At 55.3% G+C, this 22,777-nt stretch carries 23 protein-coding genes; 1 reads left to right on the top strand and 22 read right to left on the bottom strand.

The genetic code is table 11. The annotated features are described in order from the left end of the window. Positions 1–7 precede the first annotated feature (7 nt). The 19 genes from PT964_RS07030 to PT964_RS06940 all read right to left on the bottom strand — a co-directional run bounded on the left by PT964_RS07030 (position 8) and on the right by PT964_RS06940 (position 16,874). Positions 8–1,294 carry a homoserine dehydrogenase gene (locus tag PT964_RS07030; RefSeq protein WP_274362634.1) on the bottom strand — a complete coding sequence of 429 codons (1,287 nt, stop codon included), beginning with the start codon at positions 1,292–1,294 and terminating at the stop codon, positions 8–10. Positions 1,295–1,398: 104 nt separating this feature from the next. Next, positions 1,399–1,866, bottom strand: a complete 468-nt coding sequence (locus tag PT964_RS07025; RefSeq protein ID WP_274362633.1) for an ACT domain-containing protein — start codon at positions 1,864–1,866, stop codon at positions 1,399–1,401. A gap of 181 nt (positions 1,867–2,047) precedes the next feature. Then, positions 2,048–3,355, bottom strand: coding sequence for a GTPase ObgE (obgE, locus tag PT964_RS07020; protein WP_274362632.1), 1,308 nt, complete (start codon positions 3,353–3,355; stop codon positions 2,048–2,050). Between the two features lie 45 nt (positions 3,356–3,400). Next, the gene (locus tag PT964_RS07015) at positions 3,401–4,036 is read right to left on the bottom strand and encodes a Spo0B domain-containing protein (RefSeq protein ID WP_274362631.1); all 636 of its coding nucleotides are present in this window, start codon (positions 4,034–4,036) and stop codon (positions 3,401–3,403) included. A 503-nt stretch (positions 4,037–4,539) separates the two neighbouring features. Continuing rightward, on the bottom strand, positions 4,540–4,851 hold the full coding sequence (gene rpmA / locus PT964_RS07010; RefSeq protein ID WP_274362630.1) for a 50S ribosomal protein L27: 312 nt from the start codon (positions 4,849–4,851) through the stop codon (positions 4,540–4,542). A 32-nt stretch (positions 4,852–4,883) separates the two neighbouring features. Next, the gene (locus PT964_RS07005; RefSeq protein WP_337995011.1) at positions 4,884–5,210 is read right to left on the bottom strand and encodes a ribosomal-processing cysteine protease Prp; all 327 of its coding nucleotides are present in this window, start codon (positions 5,208–5,210) and stop codon (positions 4,884–4,886) included. 24 nt (positions 5,211–5,234) lie between these two features. Continuing rightward, positions 5,235–5,546 (bottom strand): 50S ribosomal protein L21, encoded by a 312-nt coding sequence (gene rplU / locus PT964_RS07000; protein ID WP_274362628.1) that lies wholly within the window; start codon positions 5,544–5,546, stop codon positions 5,235–5,237. Positions 5,547–5,715: 169 nt separating this feature from the next. Continuing rightward, entirely contained in the window at positions 5,716–6,957 is a 1,242-nt protein-coding gene (locus tag PT964_RS06995) for an Rne/Rng family ribonuclease (protein WP_274362627.1), read from the bottom strand. Between the two features lie 42 nt (positions 6,958–6,999). Continuing rightward, the gene (locus PT964_RS06990) at positions 7,000–7,872 is read right to left on the bottom strand and encodes a site-2 protease family protein (RefSeq protein WP_274362626.1); all 873 of its coding nucleotides are present in this window, start codon (positions 7,870–7,872) and stop codon (positions 7,000–7,002) included. Continuing rightward, the gene (locus PT964_RS06985) at positions 7,865–8,740 is read right to left on the bottom strand and encodes a M23 family metallopeptidase (protein WP_274362625.1); all 876 of its coding nucleotides are present in this window, start codon (positions 8,738–8,740) and stop codon (positions 7,865–7,867) included. Before PT964_RS06985 ends, PT964_RS06990 begins: the two co-directional genes overlap by 8 nt. Positions 8,741–8,903: 163 nt before the next feature. After that, positions 8,904–10,058: an FtsW/RodA/SpoVE family cell cycle protein gene (locus tag PT964_RS06980; protein ID WP_274362624.1), complete on the bottom strand. Its 1,155-nt coding sequence runs from the start codon at positions 10,056–10,058 to the stop codon at positions 8,904–8,906. Positions 10,059–10,068: 10 nt separating this feature from the next. Next, positions 10,069–10,860, bottom strand: a complete 792-nt coding sequence (gene minD / locus PT964_RS06975) for a septum site-determining protein MinD (RefSeq protein ID WP_274362623.1) — start codon at positions 10,858–10,860, stop codon at positions 10,069–10,071. Positions 10,861–10,866: 6 nt separating this feature from the next. Continuing rightward, complete coding sequence (minC, locus tag PT964_RS06970) at positions 10,867–11,547, bottom strand: septum site-determining protein MinC (protein ID WP_274362622.1); 681 nt, start codon at positions 11,545–11,547, stop codon at positions 10,867–10,869. Between the two features lie 87 nt (positions 11,548–11,634). Then, the gene (gene mreD, locus PT964_RS06965) at positions 11,635–12,168 is read right to left on the bottom strand and encodes a rod shape-determining protein MreD (protein ID WP_274362621.1); all 534 of its coding nucleotides are present in this window, start codon (positions 12,166–12,168) and stop codon (positions 11,635–11,637) included. A gap of 11 nt (positions 12,169–12,179) precedes the next feature. After that, complete coding sequence (gene mreC / locus PT964_RS06960; protein ID WP_274362620.1) at positions 12,180–13,040, bottom strand: rod shape-determining protein MreC; 861 nt, start codon at positions 13,038–13,040, stop codon at positions 12,180–12,182. A gap of 51 nt (positions 13,041–13,091) precedes the next feature. Continuing rightward, positions 13,092–14,129: a rod shape-determining protein gene (locus PT964_RS06955; RefSeq protein WP_274362619.1), complete on the bottom strand. Its 1,038-nt coding sequence runs from the start codon at positions 14,127–14,129 to the stop codon at positions 13,092–13,094. A 1,020-nt stretch (positions 14,130–15,149) separates the two neighbouring features. Then, entirely contained in the window at positions 15,150–15,839 is a 690-nt protein-coding gene (radC, locus tag PT964_RS06950; protein WP_274362618.1) for a RadC family protein, read from the bottom strand. 121 nt (positions 15,840–15,960) lie between these two features. After that, entirely contained in the window at positions 15,961–16,560 is a 600-nt protein-coding gene (locus tag PT964_RS06945; protein ID WP_274362617.1) for a Maf family protein, read from the bottom strand. A gap of 71 nt (positions 16,561–16,631) precedes the next feature. Further along, on the bottom strand, positions 16,632–16,874 hold the full coding sequence (locus PT964_RS06940) for a DUF4321 domain-containing protein (RefSeq protein ID WP_274362616.1): 243 nt from the start codon (positions 16,872–16,874) through the stop codon (positions 16,632–16,634). Between the two features lie 210 nt (positions 16,875–17,084). Between PT964_RS06940 and PT964_RS06935 the strand changes: the two genes are divergently transcribed. Continuing rightward, the gene (locus PT964_RS06935) at positions 17,085–18,449 is read left to right on the top strand and encodes an N-acetylmuramoyl-L-alanine amidase (protein WP_274362615.1); all 1,365 of its coding nucleotides are present in this window, start codon (positions 17,085–17,087) and stop codon (positions 18,447–18,449) included. A gap of 58 nt (positions 18,450–18,507) precedes the next feature. On the opposite strand, the gene PT964_RS06930 is transcribed toward PT964_RS06935, so the two are convergent. From PT964_RS06930 to PT964_RS06920, 3 genes are all read right to left on the bottom strand, one after another. Continuing rightward, a complete protein-coding gene (locus tag PT964_RS06930; RefSeq protein WP_274362614.1) occupies positions 18,508–19,944 on the bottom strand; it encodes an SPOR domain-containing protein in 1,437 nt (478 codons plus the stop codon). 93 nt (positions 19,945–20,037) lie between these two features. After that, the gene (gene murC, locus PT964_RS06925) at positions 20,038–21,423 is read right to left on the bottom strand and encodes a UDP-N-acetylmuramate--L-alanine ligase (protein ID WP_274362613.1); all 1,386 of its coding nucleotides are present in this window, start codon (positions 21,421–21,423) and stop codon (positions 20,038–20,040) included. Between the two features lie 7 nt (positions 21,424–21,430). Next, entirely contained in the window at positions 21,431–22,771 is a 1,341-nt protein-coding gene (locus tag PT964_RS06920; RefSeq protein ID WP_274362612.1) for a bifunctional folylpolyglutamate synthase/dihydrofolate synthase, read from the bottom strand. Between the last annotated feature and the right edge of the window lie 6 nt (positions 22,772–22,777).

Here is a 22,777-nt window from a genome sequence, read left to right as displayed (position 1 = left end):
GTTGTTGTTATCCGATTACGCGATATACGCTCTTTATTTTGTTGACGACGTCAAGCGTTTCAAATTCGCGGACGACCTTCTTCATGCTCGCTTGATCGGCGTCATGCGTAATGATGATAATTTCGGCGCTCGGATTCGCATCGTTCGGATGCTGGAGCACCGACTCCAAGCTAACGTCGTACGCCGCGAACACCTGCGTAATTTTCGCGAGCACGCCCGCTTTATCCTCCACATGCAGCAGCAGAAAATGCTTCCCGCGGATCGATTCGTCCGGCTGCAGGCGCTTCTCTTTGTAAGCGACGCTGAGCCGCTTGCCGTTCACCTTCAATTTCATATTTTTTACGACCGAAACCAAGTCGGCTACAACGGAGGTCGCCGTCGGCAAAGCTCCCGCTCCCTGCCCGTAGAACATCGTTTCGCCGACCGCTTCGCCGTACACGTACACGGCATTGAACACGCCGTTGACCGAAGCGAGCGGGTGCGTGCGCCGTACCATCGCCGGCTGTACGCTCACCGACACCGATTCGCCTTCGCGCTCAGCGACTCCAAGCAGCTTGACCTCGTAGCCCAGCTTTTGGCCGTACGTAATATCTTCTTTGGAAATGCCGGTAATGCCCTTCACTTCCACGTCGGACAACGCCACGTTCATCCGGAAGCCGAGCGTCGCGAGAATGGCCATTTTGCGGGCGGCATCCAGCCCCTCCACGTCCGAGGTCGGGTCCGCTTCCGCATAGCCGAGCGCTTGCGCTTCTTTCAGCACTTCTTCGTAAGACGCGCCCTCCAGGCTCATTTTGGTCAAAATAAAGTTCGTCGTTCCGTTCACAATGCCGAGCATCCGCGTAATGCGGTCGGAGGAAAAGCTTTCGGTCAGCGCCCGTATAATCGGAATGCCTCCCGCCACGCTCGCCTCGTAATAAATATCGCAGCCGTGCTCCGCAGCGACGGAAAGCAGCTCGGCGCCGTGCAGCGCCATTAAATCCTTGTTAGCGGTCACGACGTGCTTTCCGCTTCGCAGCGCCTTCGTAAGCAGCGGCTTCGTCTGCTCGACCCCGCCCATCACTTCGACGACGACGTCGATGTCGGGATTGCCCACGATTTGTTCCGGGTCCGTCGTCAGCAAGGCGGCGTCTACCTCCACGCCTCTCAACTTATCCGTGGACTGTACCAATACTTTACTGATCTCTATGTTCGATCCGGTCTGGCGCTGCAAATCGTCCTGATGGTTTTCCAGAATTTTAACCACGCCGGAGCCGACGGTTCCAAGCCCCATTAACCCAATGCGTATGGTATTCATAACAACGCTCTCCTCTTCCTGTCATAGCATTCTTGCACGTTTTCCGGCTTCGGCCGAATTGTGCTTTTATCGTCTTACCCTGTTTGCTCCTTGCCTGTTCGCCATTACCCTTGCCCGATCAGACTCGCCCTGCGAACCCCGTCCTCCGATCGGATCGCCTGCATTAAAGCTTCCAGCGTCTCGCCCGCGCCGCTCGTTTCGATCGACAATACGACGTTGGCGAGTCCCTGCAGCGGAATCGTCTGATGAATCGTCAGCACGTTTCCTTCGAAGGAGGCGACGAGAGCCAGCACCCTCGACAGCACGCCGGAACGGTGCTCCAGATCGATCGAGACGGTGACGATCCGCTCTCGTTCGATTCGGTTTAACGGAAAAATGCCGTCTTTATACTTGTAGTATGCGCTGCGGCTTAAGCCGATCTTCTCGGCCGCTTCGCCGACGGTTGCGTACTCTCCCCGAAGAATCGACTCTTTCATTTGCAATGTTTTGAGCAGCGCTTCCGGCAAAATGTCTTCACGGACGAGATAAAACGGCGCCTGCTTGGCCAGCTTGGCGGAATGAGATTCGGACACGCCTTTCGTCCTCCATGAGTAGACTATTGTTCACGTATGAAGGACATTATATCTCATCCCATACCGTTGTTCAATTGTTTTTCATATTAAAGTTTTCACTTCCCGACAAGCAAAAAATCCCCGATCGGCAAAAAGCGCGCTTCCGCCCGGGGACGTCCGTTCTATATTGCGTTATTGTTTGTTATTCATGTTCAACGAATTCGAATTCATAATCGCCGATGCGCACGAAATTGCCGTCCACGGCTCCCCGCTTGCGGAGCTCCGCGTAGACGCCCATCTTACGCAACATATGCGAGAATCGCTGCATCGCGTCATACGTGTTTAACTGGATCCGGCGGGTAAACCGCTCGATCGAAACGCCTTCGACGACGAACGTGTCGTTCTCCCGGCGGATCGTAAAATCGTCGTCGCGCTTCCGGCCTTCGTATGTGTACACCTTCCGCTCCTCGATCTCCGGCGTTTCCTCGACCAGCGGGGCGACAGGCATCGATTCGACCAAATCGGCCAGGCGATACAGCAGCTCCTGGATGCCTTGCCGCGTCGCCGCCGAAATCGGTATGATTTCCATTTCCGGATGGCCGTTTTCCTTCAGCATTTCTTTAAACAGCTCAAGGTTGTCGTGCGCCTCGGGAATATCCATCTTGTTGGCGACGATAATTTGCGGACGTTCTGCCAGCTTCTCGTTATAAAGCCTTAACTCCGCATTGATCGCCACCCAATCGGCATACGGGTCGCGACCTTCGGAGCCCGACATGTCCACGACATGAGCGATGACCCTCGTCCGCTCCACATGCCTCAAAAACTCATGGCCTAATCCGACGCCCTCGTGCGCGCCTTCGATGAGCCCCGGCAAATCGGCCATGACGAACGATCTGCCTTCTTCCACGTCGACAACGCCTAAATTCGGCGTCAGCGTTGTGAAGTGATACGCGCCGATTTTCGGCTGCGCGGCTGAGACGACCGAAAGCAACGTCGATTTTCCGACGCTCGGAAACCCGACGAGCCCGACGTCGGCCATCACTTTCAGCTCGAGGATGACCCAGCGCTCTTCTCCTTCTTCGCCCTTCTCTGCAATATAAGGAGCCGGATTGACGGCCGTCGCGAACCGCATGTTCCCTTTGCCGCCTTTGCCGCCTTTAGCCACGACCACCTCTTGTCCGTGGCGAGTCAAATCGGCGATGACCTCCTTCGAGTCCTCGTCAATGACTACCGTTCCCGGAGGAACGCGGACGATCATATCCTCCGCATTCGGGGCGTGCTGGCTTTTAGGTCTTCCTTTCTCGCCGCGCGGGCCTTTAAAGTGTTTCTGGTACCGGAAATCCATAAGGGTACGAAGGCCTTCGTCGACGCGAAAAATCACGTCGCCGCCGTCGCCGCCGTCGCCGCCGGCAGGTCCTCCCTCCGGCACATACAGCTCGCGCCGAAACGCGATCAGCCCGTCACCGCCGTCGCCTCCCTTTACAAATATCTTTGCTACATCCACGAACATAGGGTAACCTCCATCTTATCCCAATGACTAAACGAATTAATATGATTATTCCCGGTCCTTAAGTCTCGTCTCTGCGGAAGCGAAAGGGAACCGCAGCCATAGCCTTGCGGTACGCTCCTCAAACTCGGCGGAAATGCCGGCCTTAACCGTTGACAGCTCCGGAACCGAACAAAGCCGCTCGACCGCCCGCTTCAACTCCGGCTTGCCGTAAGAGCCTTGAAACGCAAAATCGACGGCGCACCCGTCCGACGTACGGACGAACCTGCAGCGGAGGATGTTTTCCTCCCCCGTTTCGCTCATTTGAGCCGACTGCTCGAAAGCCGTCAGCGAGCTCCTTACCGCCGATTCCACCGCATCGCCGGACGGAATGCACGCCCGGATGTCCATCGCTTCGTCCACCATCAGCTCGAACCGGTACGGATGCGGACGGGACCGGTATGTATAAAGCAGCTCGATCAAGCCGAGATGTCCGAGCCGGGATGCTCGGCTTTCTTCGGCCAGCCTTTGTTTTAGCATATCCACGTAACCGGACAGTTTATCAACCTTTTTCATTTGAACATAGCCCATAAGCAGCTGCAGATCGTTGAGCCAATCATGGCGCAGGTGGTTCATCGTTTCAATCCACAACATTCGATGCTCGTCCAACGCAGCCTGGTGCAAAGAAACCTTTTTACGCGTCATGATTTTTCCCCGTTTCCGTTTGCCTCGTCAAAAAACCCTAAAACATGAAGCGTGTTGCACTAGTATACCAAAGATTACCGTCATCCGACAGCAAGAAAACCCTGACGACATCCTTAAGGTTATAACACGTCTGCAAAAGCCGCTCCATCGGCATATCCTGCACCCGTCCCACTTTTAAGGGCGGGTTCGGAAACGCTGCCGATCGCTCGCCGGTTGCTTTGCCCTTCATGCCGGCAAACCTATCAAATTGGAATGACGGCTCGCTCTAACGGACAGGGATGCAGTTATTCAGCGTTTTAAATGGAGTTTACAGTTTTAACGGACACCACTGCAGTTATTGCCTCGAAAAAGCAAGGATATGCGTCAAAAATCAGGGTTTAGCGTCCGTGGCGACCGTTAGCGAGATGACGGCGGGCAAATCGGTGTTATAACGTCTGTGGTGTCCGTTAACAAAAAAGAAAGCCTCGGCATATAGCAGCCAAGGCTTTCTTAACGAGCGTTAATTACCGTTCCATCGTTGCCGCTACCGGAGCGACTTCAGCAGGGTATACGCTAACTTTCTTACGGTCGCGGCCCAAGCGCTCAAACTTCACGACGCCTTCAACCAATGCGAAAAGCGTGTCGTCGGAGCCTTTGCCCACGTTGTTGCCCGGGTGAATCTTCGTGCCGCGTTGGCGTACGAGGATGCTTCCCGCCGTTACCGCTTGACCGTCGGCACGCTTAACGCCAAGGCGCTTCGCAATGCTGTCGCGGCCGTTCTTTGTGGAACCTACACCCTTCTTGGAAGCGAATAACTGAAGGTTTAATTTCAACATGTCCGTCAACCTCCTTGCTTTCTTAGTAGTAATTACTCATACTGCTTAGTCAAACGTATATATTCACCGTACGAATCTTCAATCGACTCCAGCATGACAACCATGCTTTCCAGCACAATTTGCAACGCTTTTTCCCGCTCCTCCGAAAGTTTTTCGGGCACGGCGACGTGCAGCTTGCCTTCTTCCATCAACGCGTCAAGCTCTACGCCCGCAACCGCTTCAGCGGCGTTGACGGTGCCGACCGTCACGGCCGACACGCCGGCACAGACGATATCCTGCCCGGCATTGGCAAACAGCGCATGTCCGTCTACCTCGAAACCTCGAATCGCTTCCGTTGCGCGGTCTCTGCGTATGTTCACATGTATCAAGACAATTCCTCAGCCTTAGCCTTGAATTTTCTCAATTGTCACTTTCGTGTACGGCTGGCGATGACCTTGCTTACGGCGATAGTTTTTCTTCGGCTTATACTTGAACACGATAATTTTTTGGCCCTTGCCGTGTTTTTCGACTTTGCCGGTAACCGACGCGCCTTCAACGTAAGGAGCTCCCGCCTTCAAGCCTTCGCCTCCGGAAACTGCGAGCACCCGGTCGAACGTCACTTGTCCGCCTTCCGCCGCTTCGAGCTTCTCGATGTAGATGACATCGCCCTCTTGCACTTTGTACTGCTTGCCGCCAGTTTCGATAATTGCGTACATTCTATGCACCTCCCTCGTAATGGTAAGACTCGCCTCAAGCAGGTGGCCCGACCGTTCGAACGGTCCGACTCTTTCGATCAATACCTGTCAAGCGCGGTGGTCGTTAGACGACGCACTTGAATATAGTATCACAATATAGACGAATCGTGCAAGCTTTCATTTCTTGCAATTAAAGGGGATGCGTCTGTATTTTTCCGCGTCCTCCGCAAGCCTTGCAAGGCTCGAAATACAATATGTCCTTATTTTCTCTCACCTTTTTCCTCGTCATCTCGAGCAGCCCGAGCTTCGTCCAGCCGATAATGTGCGTTTTCGTCCGATCGCCTCGAACGGCTTCTCCCAACGTCTCGATGATGCGTTTGCGGTTTTCTTCCAATTCCATATCGATAAAATCTATTATGATAATTCCTCCGATATCCCTTAGTCGAAGCAGACGGGCAATTTCCCACACCGCTTCGATATTCGTCGCAAATACGGTTTCCTCCAGGCTGCTCTCGCCGGTATACTTCCCGGTATTAACGTCAATGACGGTCAGCGCCTCGGTTTGATCGATGACCAAATAGCCGCCGCTCTCCAGCCAAAGCTTCGGCTGAAACGCTTGTTCCAACTGCTTGCGCACGTTATACGCCTCGTTGATCGGCTCCTGCCCGGAGTGCAGCAACAGCCTTTCCTTCAGCCTGGGAGCGATCGTGTCCAATATTTGCTCCGCCTCGATCAGCTGCTCTTCGTTATCGACAATAAACTGATCGGTTTCATCCGAGAAGATGTCGCGGATTAGTCTTGGGACGAGCTCCACGTCGTGAAACAGCTCGCGCGGCGCCTTGGAGCGTTCGCCGCTCTTGACGATGCGCTGCCACCGCTCGCGCAGCACCCGCATGTCCATCTCGAGCGACTGCTCGGACTCGCCTTCGGCGACCGTACGCAGAATAACGCCTTCTCCTTGAAGGCAAAGCCGTTCTCCGATCGCTTTCAGCCGGCGGCGCTCTTCTTCCGATTCGATTTTTTTCGATAGGGCGCAATACCCCGCTTCCGGCATATAAACGAGCCATCGTCCCGTCAGCGCGTAATGCGTAGTCACTCGCGCTCCTTTATTGCCGACAGGCTCCCGCACGATTTGCACGAGCAGCTCGTCTCCGGGCTTTACCAGCGTTTCGATGGGCGGCTTCACTTCGGGCTGCTTGTCGAGATGGGCCGGGAGCAGATCGTCCACGTACAAAAACGCGTTTTTCCCGATTCCGATATCGACGAACGCCGCGCCCATGCCGGGCAGCACGTTTCCGACCCGCCCCTTATATATGTTCCCTACTAATTTACGGACACTCGGCCGCTCTACATAAAATTCGGACAGCTTTCCGTCTTCGAGCAATGCTACTGTCGTTTCTTCGCTATGGCTATGTACAACGATTTGCTTCAAGGCAACACTTCGCCTCTTTTCATGTAATTAATTTCCTCTATTTTACATGAAAAGTTCAATCACTGCACTGTCCTTCTTTTTCTCCAAATAATGGGCGGTGCATTTCTCCTCGGGAATTGCACCCAGAAGCTTCCCTTGCTTGTCCAGTACAAGGACGATGTGAAGCCGCTCGCGCATAAACTTTGTGACGACGTCAGGAAGCTGCGTCTTTACGCCTGCCATGATCGGCTTCGCGGCTGCGCCTTGACGAACCCATTCGGGCACGCGCAGGCTGCGGCTCATCAAAAACCGAAGAAAGCGATAATGGAGCGATCTCCATTCGTGCCAATTCGAATAAAGCAGAAACGCTCCGATCATCGCGAGGTTCAGCTCCAGCGTGTATTTTCCGACGCGGCTGAAGGCGATGCCCAGCATAAGAGCGCTTAGGACCAAGGATGCTGCGGCGCCGAGCTTCATCGTGAAGTGGTAAGGCAATAGGAGGCTTAACCCGGCTTGCAGCAGCTTGCCTCCGTCCAAGGGCAGCACCGGCAGCAGGTTGAAAAGCATCAGCAGCCCATTGGCATGGATCCAGTAGCTCACCCAAGCTTCCGTCCATAAGCCGGATAGCTGCATGGCGTACGCAAAGCCGATCATGATCAGATTCATCGCCGGCCCGCACGCGGCGACGATCGCTTCCTCCCGCGCCGGGATCGAGCCCGCATCGTCAACGACGGCCACGCCGCCGAAGGGCGTCAATTGAATTTCTCTGAATCTCCATCCGAAATGCTTCGCCGCCGCGACATGTCCCAATTCATGAATGAACACGATGCCGAATAACGTAATCAACTCTATAAAATGTCCCGTAAACGCAGACAATATCAACACGATAGTCAGCAGCGGATGAAGCTTCAGCCGGACGCCCAGCAGCTTACTCAAGCGGGACCACATCCTGCGGATCGACAAAGCCGCCGCTTCGGTTGACCGCAAAGTACAGCATCCCGTCCTTGCCTTGCGTTCCGACTCCTTTAACGGTTCCGATCGCCTCTCCCGCTTCTACCCATTCGTCTTTCTTGACGTTGACTTGCTCCAGCCTTCCGTACACTGTCTGCACGCCGCCCGGATGTCTCACTACGACGGTCTTCCCGGTATCCGCCGTTTCCCCCGCAAAGGTGACCAAGCCCGTATCCATCGCGCTGACCTCCGCCCCCGAGCCGGTACGGATAATGATCCCCGCGCCCGCCCTAACGCTTCCGAACGGCTCTACAACGGTACCGGCGGCGGGAATTACATATTCTCTCGCTTGCTTCGCATTCGCGCTTCTCGCTTCCTCGCTTGTCCGGTTCAACGCCGGAATGAACGACGGGGCGCTCCCCAAGTGCTCTTTATACCATGCCGCGTATCGATCCATCGGAAGCTCTTCGGTAAGCGCGGAGCTTATGAACGATTGACTGCCCGCGAGCGCCGGGTGGTTCCATTGAAATAAAGCCCATATGGCCGCAAACAATACGACGGAAACGGTCGCTTGAATCCGCAGCGTTCTTTCCAATCCCGACGGCCGATGCTTCCACGGATTTATTTTGTAGTTCCATTCGTATTCCGGGTCTTCTCGAAGCTTCCGTTCATGCTCGTAGTAAGGATCCCGCATGTTGTCGTCGTCGCGGCCTTGGTAATCGTACCGGTTATTACGATCATACCGGTCGTGCCCATCGTATTGGTCGTATCGGTCGTGCCTGCCCCCTTCGCCGCTAAGGATATGCTCAATCCGTCTTTCGCGCCGCTTGCGCAGATCGTCCATTCGGTCCATCGTGTGTCGCATCCCCTCTCGTGCGTCCGTTCCGGAAATTGAATTACTACCATCCTATGAGTTGTCCACCCGAAATATGTGACGGTTTGTCCCTTCGGCGATGGATCCGAAGGTCAAAAAAGCGCCCGGACGCATGGTCCGAGCGCTTGGAATGAGCCGGCTGTTACTCTTCCGCCGGTTCGTTGCCGTAAATTCGTATGCTGATGGCAAGCCCGATCGACAGCATATTGATTAGCAAGGAAGATCCGCCGTACGAAATAAACGGAAGCGTAATGCCGGTAAGCGGCAAAATTTTAAGAAACATACCGATATTCTGAAAAATTTGAAAGACGAACATCGAAACGATCCCGATGATGATGTAGGAGCCGTTGTGGTCCGTACATTGAATGGAAATGAGTATAAGCCGGTATATGAGCAAAAAGTAAAGCAGCAGCAGCACGGAAGAACCGAAAAATCCGAATTCCTCCCCAACTACGACGAAGATCGAATCGGAGTACGTGTAAGGGATGAACCCCTTTTGTACCGAGTCGCCCTTCATGAAGCCTTCTCCGAACAACGCGCCGGAGCCGATCGCGAGATAGGAATTTTCCACTTGGTACGTATCGTCCTTCGAAGCGTTCTCGGGGTCGAGAAATGCGTCGATCCGGTCCATCCAATGGCCTGAACCGTGATCTTTCAGAAATGCGGTGATCGGATCATGATAGGTCGTGACTAAATAAACGATTCCGGCAATACAAGCTACGGCCAGCGATGTGCCGATCAGCACGTGTATAAATTTGATATTGGCGATCCACAGCATACCCAGTAATATGACAATGTAAATAATCGCGTTGCCGAGGTCCGGCATAAGGATGACCAATAGGAAAGGCAGTATCACAATGATGCCTGCCGGAACGACGTCCCGGATGAGTCTCAGCGGCTCGCCGCCTTTGCGCGCCAAAAAGTAAGCCACCATAATAATAAGGAACAGCTTCACCAGCTCGGCCGGCTGCACGTCCATACCGATCCCCGGCAGCGTAAACCATCCCTTCGCGCCGTTCTTCTCCCCGCCGAAAAAATAGACGGCGGCGAGCAGAGCAACTCCGAAGCTGTAAAGATACGGGGCCGCCTTTACAAGCAACCTGTAATTCAGAAGCGATGACAGGACAAGCACCGCAAAACCTAATGCATAGTTCATGATATGACGAGTGTGAATGCCGGAGAACGTCTTGCTGTTGACGGTTGCGCTGTAGATGATCAACGTGCTGGCCGCCATGAAGAGAACAAGGATGATGATGATCGGCCAATCCACCCGCTTGAGCTTATCGAGAAATCTCATCTTTTACCGGTTATCCCGCGAAAAATTTTTTCAGCTTCGCAAACATGCCGGCCTTCTCTTCCAGCGGCATGAGCGGCACCGTATCGCCCAAAATGCGGCGGGCCACATTGCGGTATGCGATCGCGGCGCGCGAATTCGGGTTCATAACGGTCGGTTCCCCGTTATTGGCCGCTTTGATGACGTGCTCATCGTCCGGCACAAGACCGAGCAGATCGACGGCTAGAACGGCGCAAATCTCGTCGATATCCAGCATGTCCCCGCGTTTCATCATGCCCGGACGAATGCGGTTGATGATCAGCTTCGGCGAATCGACGTCTTCCTTCTCCAGCAAGCCGATGATTCGGTCCGCATCGCGAACCGCGGACTTCTCCGGCGTCGTCACGACAATCGCCTTGTCGGCGCCCGCTACCGCATTCTTAAAACCCTGCTCGATTCCGGCGGGGCAGTCGATGATGACGAAATCGTGATCCTTCTTCAGCTCATGGACGATGTCCCTGATCTGTTCGGGAGACACCGCGTGCTTATCCTTCGTTTGGGCCGCAGGCAGCAAATACAGCTCTTCGAACCGCTTATCCTTGATGAGCGCTTGCGGCAAACGGCAGCGGCCTTCCACTGCATCAACAAGATCATAGATGATGCGGTTTTCGAGTCCCATGACGACATCCAAATTTCTTAGACCGATATCCGTATCTACCATGACTACCTTTTTGCCCAACAATGCCAGTGCCGTACCGACATTCGCCGAAGTCGTCGTCTTGCCGACTCCGCCTTTACCCGAAGTGACAACGATCGCCTCTCCCATTCTCGCTCACTCTCCTTTACGTTCTGCCAAGTGCGGTTTCATACGAAATAAATGGTGCATCTTTTCTATTTCCATTACGCCTTCGCGCAGATAAGCGAATTCCATGAACGCTTCTTGAAAACCCCATTCGTCCGGAGGACGGGAAACGACACCGGCGATACGCAGCTGAGTCGGCCTCAGATGGGAGGCGGCGATCACCGCTTCTTCGTCTCCGTTCGCGCCCGCATGCGCCATTCCGCGCAAAGAGCCGAGAATAAATATGTTCCCGGCAGAAATAACGGTTCCGCCCGGGTTAACGTCCCCGAGCAGGAGCACATCGCCGTCCTGTTGCAGCGTCTGTCCCGATCTTACGATACCGGCGATCGTTTTGACAGCAGGAAATTGAAGGGCGGCTTGCTCGCCCGCTTTCGAGCCGGCTTCCGGATCCCCGGTGATGGATTGTACAAGCAGGTTTCCTCTCTGCGAAAAGCCTTGCCGAATGCTGATCTCCACGTCATCGGATAAGGGCCGTCTGCCGGTCTTTACGTAAATATGAACGAGCGGTCCGTGTAAGAAATGACTATGCGTATGCTCCAATTTATGCTGCAGATCGCCGAGCACCTCATCCAAAGGAGCGAGATCGTCAAGCACAAAGAGGAGGCCTTCTTTAATTCCTTTGATTGTCACAAGCGATTTTGTCGTAGACATATGTGTCGAAACGTCTCCTCCCCGCTTAAGCCTAACCATTCGGCTTGCTTGCGCTAAAATCCTGCTTGGCTCCTAAAAATTCAAGGGTCAATTTTCTTCGGATTCCCGGGCTCTCTTGGGCGGTTCGAGCCATTTGCGAGCCGGAATATACAGGATTAGGGCAAAGAGGAGTCCTACCAGCAAGCTCGGAAGCATTCCCTTTAAAAACGCCCATGAAAAATCCAAATCGGTAACGCTGAACAACCGATACAAACCGTATAAAGACAGCTCATATAATAGCAGCGCGGAAATTTGCGCCATAAAGATCGAAAACAAATTGTGCGGAACGCTGCGAAGCAGCAGTCCCGCCGCATAAGCGGCAAGCGCAAACGTAAAGGCGTTCACGCCGAGCATATGCCCGTAAAAAAGCACGTCCTGCATCAAACCGAAAGCGACCCCGAGGACGGCCCCCGCATGCCTGTTTGTAAGGATGCCGACATAAATAATGCCGACAAGCATCAATTTGGGATATAGCTGAATATCGGTCCGCCATTCCACGGGAATAATCCATGGAAACAGCGACGATTCCACAACGAAAAACAGCAGCAGCACTACAATTACGCCGGTCCATTTGCTAATCATACCGTCACCCGTCAAAGCCCCGGCACTTCAACGATAAATACCTCGCGCAGCTTCGCAAACTTGGCCGCGGGCTTCACCATTGCCGTGTGGGTTAATCCGAATTCCCCGACCTGTCGCGACTCCACCGTGCCGATTACAAGCCCTGCGGGAAACAGCTCTCCGAGCCCCGAGGTGATGACGGTGTCGCCTTTCTTGAGCTTGTCGGTCTGGTCGATTTTGGTCATGACGAGGTAGCCTTGTTCCCGGTCATATCGCTCAATGATGCCGAAAGATTCGGTCTCCAAGTTTTTCACCGTGGCGGAAATCGCCTTAGCTCCGCTCTCCGTTCCGTTCATGTCGGTTATTAATTGAACGTTGGAGCTGAAAGGCGTCGTAGAGACGATCCGCCCGATCAAGCCGTCCACCGTTACAACGGCCATATCTGGCTTGATTCCGTCCTTCTCTCCGAGGTTGACTTTCACGACTTTGTTGTACGGATCGGGGCTGACGGAAATGACCTCCGCAATATGGTAGCGATAGTTATTGGCGTTCTTCTGGCGCTCCGTAAACTGAAGCCCTTCCTTCAAGCGTTCGTTCTGCGCCTCCAGGTCGTTCAGCCGCGCCGTATCCCGCGCATACTGCGCAAGCGTGGCGCGAAGCGCCTCGTTCTCCTCGTAAATCATCTTGAGCCTGCGGGCATCCTCAAAAAAACCGGCCACGGATTGCGCCGGTTTATAGAAGAGGCCTTGCACGAACGAGACGGTATCGCTGACGAATTTCTCTGGCCAGCTCAATTGGCCTCGGCCTCCGAGCGTAAAACCCATCAAAGCGATAAAAACGATAATGGCAGCCAGCAAAATGAACAGCCTTTTATTCCCCATAAGCTTGAACATCTAAACTTTCACCCTCTCACCGCGGCGCGATGAAGCGCTGGACCAAAGCTCCTACCGGCTCGCACGGCTGGCAGGACCGCCTTTTGTTTTAAACAAATGAATATTTTCCAGTGCCTTGCCCGTGCCGATCGCTACGCAATCCAGCGGATTTTCCGCTACGACGACAGGCATTCCCGTCTCTCTGGACAGCAGCTTATCCAAGTTGCGAAGCAGCGCTCCGCCTCCGGTCAATACGATGCCGCGGTCCATAATATCCGCCGACAGCTCGGGCGGGCACTTCTCAAGCGTTACTTTCACGGCGTCGACAATGGCGTTTACCGTATCCGCAAGCGCTTCGGTCACTTCGTCAGCGGAGACGGTAATCGTCTTAGGCAAGCCCGATACGAGATCGCGGCCGCGAATTTCGACGCCTTGCTTCGTTTCCGAAGGAATGGCCGAACCGATATCCATCTTCAGCTGTTCTGCGGTTCGTTCGCCGATCATTAAATTATAGTTCCGCTTAATATATTGAATGATTGCGTCGTCCATCTCGTCGCCTGCCACTCGAATCGAGCGGCTCGTAACGATCCCTCCAAGCGAAATGACGGCTACTTCCGTCGTTCCGCCGCCGATGTCGACGACCATGCTGCCGGTCGGCTCCCATACGGGCAAATTCGCACCGATGGCTGCAGCGAACGGCTCTTCGATCGTATACGCATCCTTCGCACCCGCTTGGCGCGTCGCATCCTCGACCGCGCGCTTTTCTACGGCGGTGATGCCTGACGGAACGCATACCATTACGTACGGATGCTTCGGGAACAAGGAGCGCTGCTTTTGCGCCTGCTTGATGAAATATTTGATCATCGTCGCCGTCGTGTCGAAATCCGCAATGACCCCGTCCTTCATCGGCCGAACGGCGCGAATGTTCCCGGGGGTTCTTCCGATCATTCTCTTGGCCTGTTCTCCAACCGCTTCTATTGTTTTCGTATCGGTGCGCAGAGCGACCACGGACGGCTCTCTGACGGCTATTCCTTTGCCTTTTACGTATACAAGCGTATTCGCGGTACCAAGGTCGATGCCGAGGTCTCTTGTGCTCAAACCGCCGAACATAAAAAAACTCCCTTCTATGTCAAAAACGATCGTTTTCATTATTGTTAGTAAATTGGGACAAGCTTATTTATTATAACATTAGAGACAGGAAGTTAAAAACCAAAAACGCCGTTTGGCTAATCTTTCATGGAAACCTTCCTTACATCGAAGGAAGAACGGCTTTTTTGTGCGGTTTTTTGCGTTCTATTACGGTTTGGTCGATCGAGGTTTACTCCGGGTCCATAGCCACGGGTGAAACAGATAAATAAGAAAGTGAAACTTCACTATTTTATCGGTTTGCTGGCGAAATCTTAAAATAGTGCGGTAAAACTTCGCTATTCTCAGTGCTAACCCCACCATCCGACCGCCGCACGATCGACTTAGCACCAAAATGTGGTACTAACTCCGCCACTTGACCGCCGCATGATCGACTTAGCACCAAATCGCTTTGGCGCTAACGGAACCGGATGTCCGCTAATTTTGTCGAAACCGGGTAAAAGGGCTGATTAGCGGAACCGGATGTCCGTTAATTTGCTTGAATCGCCGGTAATTGGCGGTTTTGGGGCGATTAGCGGACAACTTGTTCCGTTAATTCGCAGCTTTCAGGGGTGAGGCGGTTTTTAGCGGACATTTCGTTCCGTTAACTTCGGCGGCGCAAACCGGATAACGGGGACGCCCCGTGGGCAGCCTGCCCAGCCGGAGTCAGCACCAATATTTTTGAGGAAGAGGGTCTTATTACGCCGAAAACGTATCCGTGCCTAACCCACACTTAAACCACATATTCGTATAAATGTGTTACTAACACTGCCACTTGACCACCGTACGATCGACTTAGCACCAAAATGTGGTGCTAACATCGCCGTCCGACCGCCGCACGATCGACTTAGCTCCAAAATGTGTTACTCAACCCCGCCATTTGACCGCCGCATGATCCACTTAGCACCAAAATGTGGCGCTAACCCGCCGCACAACCGCCGCATGATCGACTTAGCACCAAAATGCGGCGCTAACCGCGCAACGCGACGCGCGTAGCTACAACGACTACAAATGCCCCTGCTCCTTCAAGCTTACATAGCGGTTATCGCCGATGACCACATGATCGAGCACATCGATGCCGATAATGCTTCCGGCTTCGGAGAGCCGGTTCGTCAGCTCGATGTCTTCCTTGCTCGGCGTCGGGTCGCCGCTCGGATGGTTATGTACGCAAATGACGGCCGCCGCGCTGCGCTTGATGGCCGCCCGGAACAGCTCGCGAGGATGAACGATCGCCGAATTCAAGCTGCCGACCGACAGCGTCTCTTTGCCGATGACATGATTCTTCGTATTCAGAAACAAACAGACGAAATGTTCCTGCTTCAAATAGCGAAGCTCCTCCGTCACAAGCCTGGCGACGTCTTGCGGCGAACGGATCGCCGGCGTCTCCTCCTGCACCGACCGTGCCAGCCGCCGCCCCAGCTCGAGCGCGGCGTGGATTTGCAGCGCTTTGGCCGTTCCGATTCCGCGCATTTGCCGAAGCTGGTCCACGCTCATATCGACCAGCCCCCGCAAACCGCCGCACTCCTTCAACACCCGGGCGGCGAGTGCGGTCGCCGGCTCGTTGCGCGTGCCGGTCCGAAGCAAAATCGCAAGCAGCTCGCTGTTGCTGACGCTCCCCGCTCCGTGCGCGGCCATCCGCTCCCTGGGCCGGTCTTCGGCCGGAAGCTCGCGAAGCATGATATTGCTGATAGACATCATTTCCCCTCTTTCGCTCGGTTCGTGTTTCCCCATTATAAGGGAGCAAAAGAAGGGGGGCAACGGTCGAGCGGGTATAAGAGAAATCTTTACCGCTAATCTACAGAGCCGGTAATCCCCGTTACAATATTCGCACGCCGAACGCCTTGAGCATGTCCGAAACTAACGCCAGCGGCAGTCCGACGACATTGAAGTAATCTCCTTCGATGCGCTCGACGAGGGTGGCCCCGATGCCCTGAATCGCATACGACCCCGCTTTATCGTTCGGCTCCCCGGTCGTTATGTACCTCCGAATCGTTTCTTCGTCCATCGGCTTCATCCAGACGCGGGTTACACGGTGCGAAACCGCCTTTTCCCCGCTTTCCGCATCAATCAGCGCAACGCCGCTGTACACTTCGTGATCCCGGCCTTGCAGCGCGGAAAGCATGCGTGCCGCGTCCCGCTCGTTCACCGGTTTCCCCAGCACCTGCCCGTCCAGCACGACGATCGTGTCCGAACCGACGACGATGCCGGCGCGTTCGCCTTCCCGGACAAGTCCGTCATATACGGCCGAAGCCTTCCGGTCCGCCAGCGTCTCTACGATGTCCGCCGGGGCCAGCTCGCCTTCGATCGTTTCATCCACATCGCTCGGTCTGATGCGAACCGGAAGCCCCAGCGAACGAATCAGCTCTTGCCGCCTCGGCGACGACGACGCCAATATCAAGAGCGGTTTTTCTTCCATCACAATTCCTCCTTCCGCACCTTCGCCTTCCTGTGAGGACGCTTGCGTGATTGCGTGATTGCGTGACTGCGTTACATTTTTCGATACAACCAGACAGCTAACGCCATCCCGATCATACCGGCCAAATTTAGTTTAACCGCAAACTTCAAATCGTACTGCACCACCTGCAAATCCGCCTTCGGCTCCCACCGGATTTCCGCGGATTTCGTCAAAAACGACAGCGCCGGAGCCCCCGAAAGCAGCTCCGCCAGCACCGAGCCTAACAGTAGCCCGGCTAACAAAACGATTACGAGCGTCCAATTGTTTTTCTTCATTTCTATGATCTCCCGCTTGACGACTTGAGGGTGATGCCCGCCGTTGACCAATCGCTTTCCAACTACTTTCTAGCAACTATTGTATAGAAATCTACTCGACATGTACAACGGGGTTTCAGTCGAAAACTGTCGAAAGCACCAACGAATTAGTACAACTTACCTGATTACTTCTCTATCCTCACCTAGTAAAATGATTTCGGGAGGGGTAATATGAGAGGAATTTTACTAGTTTTAGCCATGATGATCGGCTTCTGTTCGTCACCATACATAGGTTACGCCGCCAAGGTCGTCATAGACCCGGGGCACGGCGGCGCCGATCCGGGAGCGATCGGCGTCAACGGACTGTACGAAAAAACCTCCAATTCGGAGATCGCATACGATTTGAGAGATATTTTGCAGTCAAAAGGGTACGAGGTCGTCATGACGCGCAGCAAAGATACAACGTTAACGCTGCAGCAGCGGGTGCAAACCGCAAAAAGCTCGGGAGCCGATCTGTTCGTATCGATTCATGCCAACTCGCATCCGTCCTCTTCCATCCGCGGCACGATGGTGCTGTACTATGACAACGCCCATCCGAATCCGCAATATCCCGCGAGCAGCGAGATGAAGAAGCTGACGCCTCAAAGCAGGAAGCTTGCCCAGTTGGTGCTGAACGCCGTGCTGGAGGCGGTCCCCAATACGAACCGCGGACTTGTGCCGAGCTCGGCTTACGTCGTGCGTATGGGCAATATTCCCAGCATTCTGGTCGAGACGGCGTTTCTTTCGAACGGGCAGGATGTTCAGCTCCTGTCTACGTCGGAAGGCCGGTATAAGTACGCGCAAGGCATCGCGAACGGCATTCTGGCGTATTTGCCGCCGATCTTTAAAGACATCGGGGGGCATTGGGCGAAGGACTCGATTCTCCGCTTGAACGAACTGGGGATCGCTCAGGGCGATAACGGAAAGTTTTATCCGAATCGGGAATTGACCCGTGCCGAGCTTGTCGCCTTTGTCGACAAAGCGTTCGGGCTGGAAAAACAAGTCGTTCCCGCTTCCGTCGATACGGTTGCGGATCCGGAAATCGGCATCGAAGCGCAACACGACCCGTCCGTAACGGAGCAAGTGTACGGGGAACCGTCGAATTCCGAGGAACAGCCGGGATCCGGCGGAACCGGGCAGCCTGCCCCTGCGGCGCCTGTCTTTTCCGATTTATCGGCCTCCCACTGGTCTTACGGCTCCATGACCGCGGCGATCGAATCGGGCATTATCCGCGGCTATCCGGACGGAACGGTTCGGCCGAACCAGCCGGTGACAAGAGCGGAAGTCGCTGCGGTACTGAGCCGCTTAGCCGAAGTGAAAACCGGCGCCGGAGAAGTCGAAACCGCATCCGTCCTGAAATTCAGCGATGTTTCCGCCGATTACTGGGCGTATGACGCGATCATGAAGCTGGCGGACGAAGGCATTATTAGAGGCGTCGAAGAAGGCGTTTATGCGCCGCAGCGCCTCGTGACGCGCGCCGAGATGGCGACGATGCTGGATCGCCGGCTCGGTCCCGTCACAGCGCCGGGCAAGCCCGAAACCGGTGTCGAGCCTTAACGGCAACACAACAACAAAACGGCCGGAAAACCTGCGAGGCTTTCCGGCCGTTTTTCCGTTATTCCACGGCGATCGACGTCAGCAGCTGCTTCTCCGCGATAACGTAGTCCATGACCGCGCTTTGCGCGCTCCACAGATACGCCGGATCCGGGTTTGCCGCATACTCCCGCACCGCCGTGACAGCCGTCGTTACCGCCGTATCCATGCGCTTGATCATCGGCTGCGCATCGGCGGGCAGCCCGGCTGCCGCCTCTGCGGACGATTTCGTAAGCGCCCGGTGCTCGGCACTCAGCTTATCCATCGTCGACGGCACCGGCGCGGTAGCCTCGCCGCCGTCGAGATGGACGAGCGTCAAATCTCCGATCATTTGCACCATCTTGCTGCCCTGATCCAAATACGAAGCGAGAGCCGCCGCTTCGGCGTCGCCCGCCCAGCGGATTTGCTTCACCGCAGGCAGCGTGTATTTGTTGATGTACACCTCGACATCGTCCTTCTGAAGCTGCCGGCTGATCCGAAGCGCGGCGTCCCTGTCCGAGGTTACGCCGGCGTATACCCAGAAGAAGCTTCCGTTCTCCTCGATGGTCGCCGCAAGCCCTTTGCCCTTCAGCTGCTCGGCGAGCGTTCTCGCATTTTCAAGCGTGCTGAATTTGCCGTTTTGCAGCAAATACAAATCTTTCGAAGGAATCGAGATTGCTGCGTAATCCGCGGCCGATTCCGCCGCAGCCGGCTCCGCGCCGTTCGCCGCCTCGGGCAGCTGCTGCGCCGGATCCGAGCCCTGCGGAACGGACTGTTCCCCCTGAATCGAGTCGATTACGGCATTCTCTCCCGGATCTCCGGTAAACATCGATAAGACGAAGGAACCGAACAGCACGCCCGTGGCGATGGCGCCGACGATCGAAGCGCCCATTTTCCACCAGGAGCCCCCGCCGCTATGCCTCGCCGGCTCGGACGCTCCGGCATAGGTCCGCTCGCTTCGAGGGCGCCAATATCCGGTTTCCCCAAAATCATCGTCCTCCTCCGGAAGCGGCTCCCGGTCGTTACGCACCGCGTCGCGCTCCGGCGTCCGTCTTCTCGGCGCCTCATCGGTAGAGCGGATAATTTGCTCCAGCCGGTCGATCTCTTCGGCGGTCGTCCCGCTCCATGCACCGTAGTCGTACGGATAAGATTGCAGCGCCGACGGATCGGAAACGCGCGGCGGACGGTCCTCCTCCGGCTGTTCGTCCCTTAGCCGTTCCGCCGTCCGCGTATCCTTCGGCCCGCGAAGCGGTTCCGGCAATTCCCGCTCCAGCACGATCGTATCGTCGGTCAGCCGGAATTCGTCGTGCCGCAGCGGAATGACGTTGCCGCGGGCTTGCTTTTCCTCCGCGGCAGGGGCATGGTCTGCATTGCTTTGTATCGTACGTTGAACCTTCAATTCGGCCGGTCCGTTCTCGGCGGCTTGTCCCGCCGCCCGGCGCGCCGATTCGAAGCGATAAGTAATCCTTGCTTTGCTCATTCGTCTCGCTCCCTTGTCCATTCTTTTCCCTATCAACCTATGATAGAGGGAGCGAGATTATGCGAGCTTTTTGTTTCGGCGCTTATGTTCCCGTTACCCTTTCACTCTGTTCTCCAGCGCGGCGGCAAGGTTTTTGGCCACCTTCCAAATATCGCCCGCACCCATCGTGATGACGAGATCGCCGCTTTGGACATGGTCCTCTAAATATTCCAGCACTTGTTCCTTCGTCGAAATATGACGTACGTTGGCGTTGCTGTTTTTCCGAATGAGGTCCGACAGCTTCGCGGCGGAGACGCCTTCGATCTGCTTCTCGCCCGCCGGCGAGTATATATCGACGATGATCACCTCGTCCGCCTCCGGGAACGCGCGGCTGAACTGCTCCAGCAGGAAGAAGGTGCGGGTGTACCGCTGCGGCTGGAACACGGCGATAATCCGCTTCCCCGTCGTCTTCGCCGCGGCGATCGTCGCTACGATTTCCGTCGGATGGTGCGCATAATCGTCGATAATGAGCACGCCGTCCACATCGCCAAGCACCTGAAACCGCCGTTTCGCGCCGCGGAACTCCTTGAGCGCGGCCGCGGCGTCGGCAAACGGCGCTCCGGCTTCCAGCGCGACAATCATCGTCGCGAGCGCATTGTAAATGTTATGTTTGCCGGGAACGGACAACTCGACTCGTCCCAACGCTTCTCCGCCGCGCACCATCGTGAAGGCCGCCTTGCGGTCTCCGAGCTCGATGCCGGAAGCCTTGTAGTAGGCATCGGAATCGATTCCGTACGTAACAACGTTCGCCTTTACGGAAGGAAGCAGCTCGGCAATGACGGAGTCGTCCGAACAGACGACGGCCTTCCCGTCCTCCTTCACCTGCGAAAGGAACCTCGCGTACGCCGTTTTCAGCTTCTCGAAGCTCCCGTCATAATTTTCAAGATGGTCCGCCTCGATGTTGGTAACTACCGCAACCGCCGGATAATACTGCAGGAACGAGCCGTCGCTCTCGTCCGCTTCGGCCACCACATAATCGCCGGTGCCCGCCTTTGCGTTGCTGCCGACGTTCATGATTTCTCCGCCGATAATATAGGTCGGATCCAAACCGCATTGCTCCATAACGAGCGCGATCATCGACGAAGTCGTCGTCTTTCCGTGCGCTCCGGCAACGGCGACGCCTTTCTTGGCGTTCAGTAATCTTGCAAGCATCTGGGACCGGTGAATGACCGGAATATTAAGCGCTTCGGCGGCCTGCTTTTCCACATCGTCGCTGGCAATCGCCGTAGAGTAAACGACCAAATCCGCGCCGTTCACATGCGACGCCTCGTGTCCGATATATACTTTCGCGCCCATGGCGGCCAATTTTTCCGTCAGCTCCTGCTGCGCCACGTCGGATCCTGAAACGCGATACCCCATTTGAAGCAATACGCGGGCAATGGCGCTCATTCCGTAACCGCCGATGCCGATGAAATGCACATGTTGTTCGGTTGTGCTCACCAGTCCATCACCAACCTTTTTCGCTATCGGTCTCATTAAGGATCCAGGAACGCGCATCGGACAAAAAGTACAGGGAGCCGGATACGACGATCAAATCGTCCGGCGCCGCCAGCGCTTTTGCCCGCTCCAAAGCGTCTTTCCAGTTCGGTTCGAGAATGTTTTCAAAGGAGCCTTCATGCTCCCGCTTCCATTCGTCCACCGCCAAAGCGAGATCGGCTGCGTTCGCTTTTTTGAAAAAATCCGGTTCCGTTACGATTACAGTATCCACAATAGGTAGTATATGCCGTAAATATTCGCGATGATTCTTATTCCGCACCATCCCGAGCACAAAATGAAGCTTCCGGTACTTATATACGTCATTCAGCGCCGCCGCAAGCGCTTTGGCGCCGTCGGCGTTATGCGCGCCGTCGAGCAATATGCGCGGACGCTCCGAGACGATTTCCAGCCGCCCCTTCCATGCGGCTTGCCGCATCCCTTCATACAGCTGCTCCTCTTCGACGACAAGCGCGTAAAACTGTCTCAGCACCTCGATCGTCATCAGCGCGGTTGCGGCGTTCGTTTGCTGGTGGGCTCCGTCCATCGTAATGTTTACGCCCGTCATACTGCGGAACGGACCGTGGAAATCGAACGATTGACTCCCTTCACGGACCTCCCTCGTCTCATAGCGGAAGTGCTCGCCGAGAGTGTACATCGAGCATTTCTTCGCCTTTGCGGCGTCCCGGATCGTTTCGAGCGCTTCCCCTTCCGCGGCCGTAATGACGGGAACGCCGGCCTTGATAATGCCCGCCTTGTGGCCGGCGATGTCGGCGATCTTCTCACCCAGCGCGTCCGTATGATCCAATCCGACATTCGTAATGACCGAAGCGATCGGATATACGATATTCGTCGAATCGAGCGTTCCGCCCATGCCCGTCTCCCAGACGACATAGTCCGGAAAACATACCTTGGCGAAATACAATATGGCGATCGCCACCGAAATTTCAAACATCGACAAGGCGCCGTGCTCGCCTTCCAGCTCGTCGGCGAGCGGCTTCACTTGATTCGCCAGCGAGACCAGCGTCTCCTCGGGAATGTCTCGGCCGTTATATTGGATCCGGTTCGTATATTTCTCAAGATAAGGCGAAGTAAACACCCCGACGTCATATCCAGCAGACCGAATGACCGAATCGAGAAACGCGCAGGTGGACCCTTTGCCGTTCGTACCGGCCACATGAATAAACTTCAGCCGCCGGTGCGGATTGCCGAGCCGCTCCATCAGCGCTTCGATGCGGGCGAGTCCCGGCTTGATGCCTTGCTGCTTCATCAGCTTCGTAATCCAGCCGACCGCCTCTTCATAAGTTTGAAACATATGCTA

Origin of the sequence: Paenibacillus thermotolerans (assembly GCF_028745515.1) — a bacterium.
In the GTDB taxonomy this organism is placed as follows: domain Bacteria; phylum Bacillota; class Bacilli; order Paenibacillales; family YIM-B00363; genus Paenibacillus_AE; species Paenibacillus_AE thermotolerans.
Note: the sequence above shows the minus strand (reverse complement) of the source record. Positions and strands in the feature narration are given on the sequence as shown.

Coding starts and splice junctions, on each gene's coding strand:
- PT964_RS07030 (WP_274362634.1), bottom strand. CDS start 1,294: ATGAATACCATACGCATTGGGTTAATGGGGCTTGGAACCGTCGGCTCC.
- obgE (WP_274362632.1), bottom strand. CDS start 3,355: ATGTTCGTGGATGTAGCAAAGATATTTGTAAAGGGAGGCGACGGCGGT.
- PT964_RS07015 (WP_274362631.1), bottom strand. CDS start 4,036: ATGACGCGTAAAAAGGTTTCTTTGCACCAGGCTGCGTTGGACGAGCAT.
- rpmA (WP_274362630.1), bottom strand. CDS start 4,851: ATGTTGAAATTAAACCTTCAGTTATTCGCTTCCAAGAAGGGTGTAGGT.
- rplU (WP_274362628.1), bottom strand. CDS start 5,546: ATGTACGCAATTATCGAAACTGGCGGCAAGCAGTACAAAGTGCAAGAG.
- PT964_RS06985 (WP_274362625.1), bottom strand. CDS start 8,740: ATGGACCGAATGGACGATCTGCGCAAGCGGCGCGAAAGACGGATTGAG.
- PT964_RS06980 (WP_274362624.1), bottom strand. CDS start 10,058: ATGAGATTTCTCGATAAGCTCAAGCGGGTGGATTGGCCGATCATCATC.
- minD (WP_274362623.1), bottom strand. CDS start 10,860: ATGGGAGAGGCGATCGTTGTCACTTCGGGTAAAGGCGGAGTCGGCAAG.
- minC (WP_274362622.1), bottom strand. CDS start 11,547: ATGTCTACGACAAAATCGCTTGTGACAATCAAAGGAATTAAAGAAGGC.
- mreD (WP_274362621.1), bottom strand. CDS start 12,168: ATGATTAGCAAATGGACCGGCGTAATTGTAGTGCTGCTGCTGTTTTTC.
- mreC (WP_274362620.1), bottom strand. CDS start 13,040: ATGTTCAAGCTTATGGGGAATAAAAGGCTGTTCATTTTGCTGGCTGCC.
- PT964_RS06955 (WP_274362619.1), bottom strand. CDS start 14,129: ATGTTCGGCGGTTTGAGCACAAGAGACCTCGGCATCGACCTTGGTACC.
- radC (WP_274362618.1), bottom strand. CDS start 15,839: ATGTCTATCAGCAATATCATGCTTCGCGAGCTTCCGGCCGAAGACCGG.
- PT964_RS06945 (WP_274362617.1), bottom strand. CDS start 16,560: ATGGAAGAAAAACCGCTCTTGATATTGGCGTCGTCGTCGCCGAGGCGG.
- PT964_RS06940 (WP_274362616.1), bottom strand. CDS start 16,874: ATGAAGAAAAACAATTGGACGCTCGTAATCGTTTTGTTAGCCGGGCTA.
- PT964_RS06935 (WP_274362615.1), top strand. CDS start 17,085: ATGAGAGGAATTTTACTAGTTTTAGCCATGATGATCGGCTTCTGTTCG.
- PT964_RS06930 (WP_274362614.1), bottom strand. CDS start 19,944: ATGAGCAAAGCAAGGATTACTTATCGCTTCGAATCGGCGCGCCGGGCG.
- PT964_RS06920 (WP_274362612.1), bottom strand. CDS start 22,771: ATGTTTCAAACTTATGAAGAGGCGGTCGGCTGGATTACGAAGCTGATG.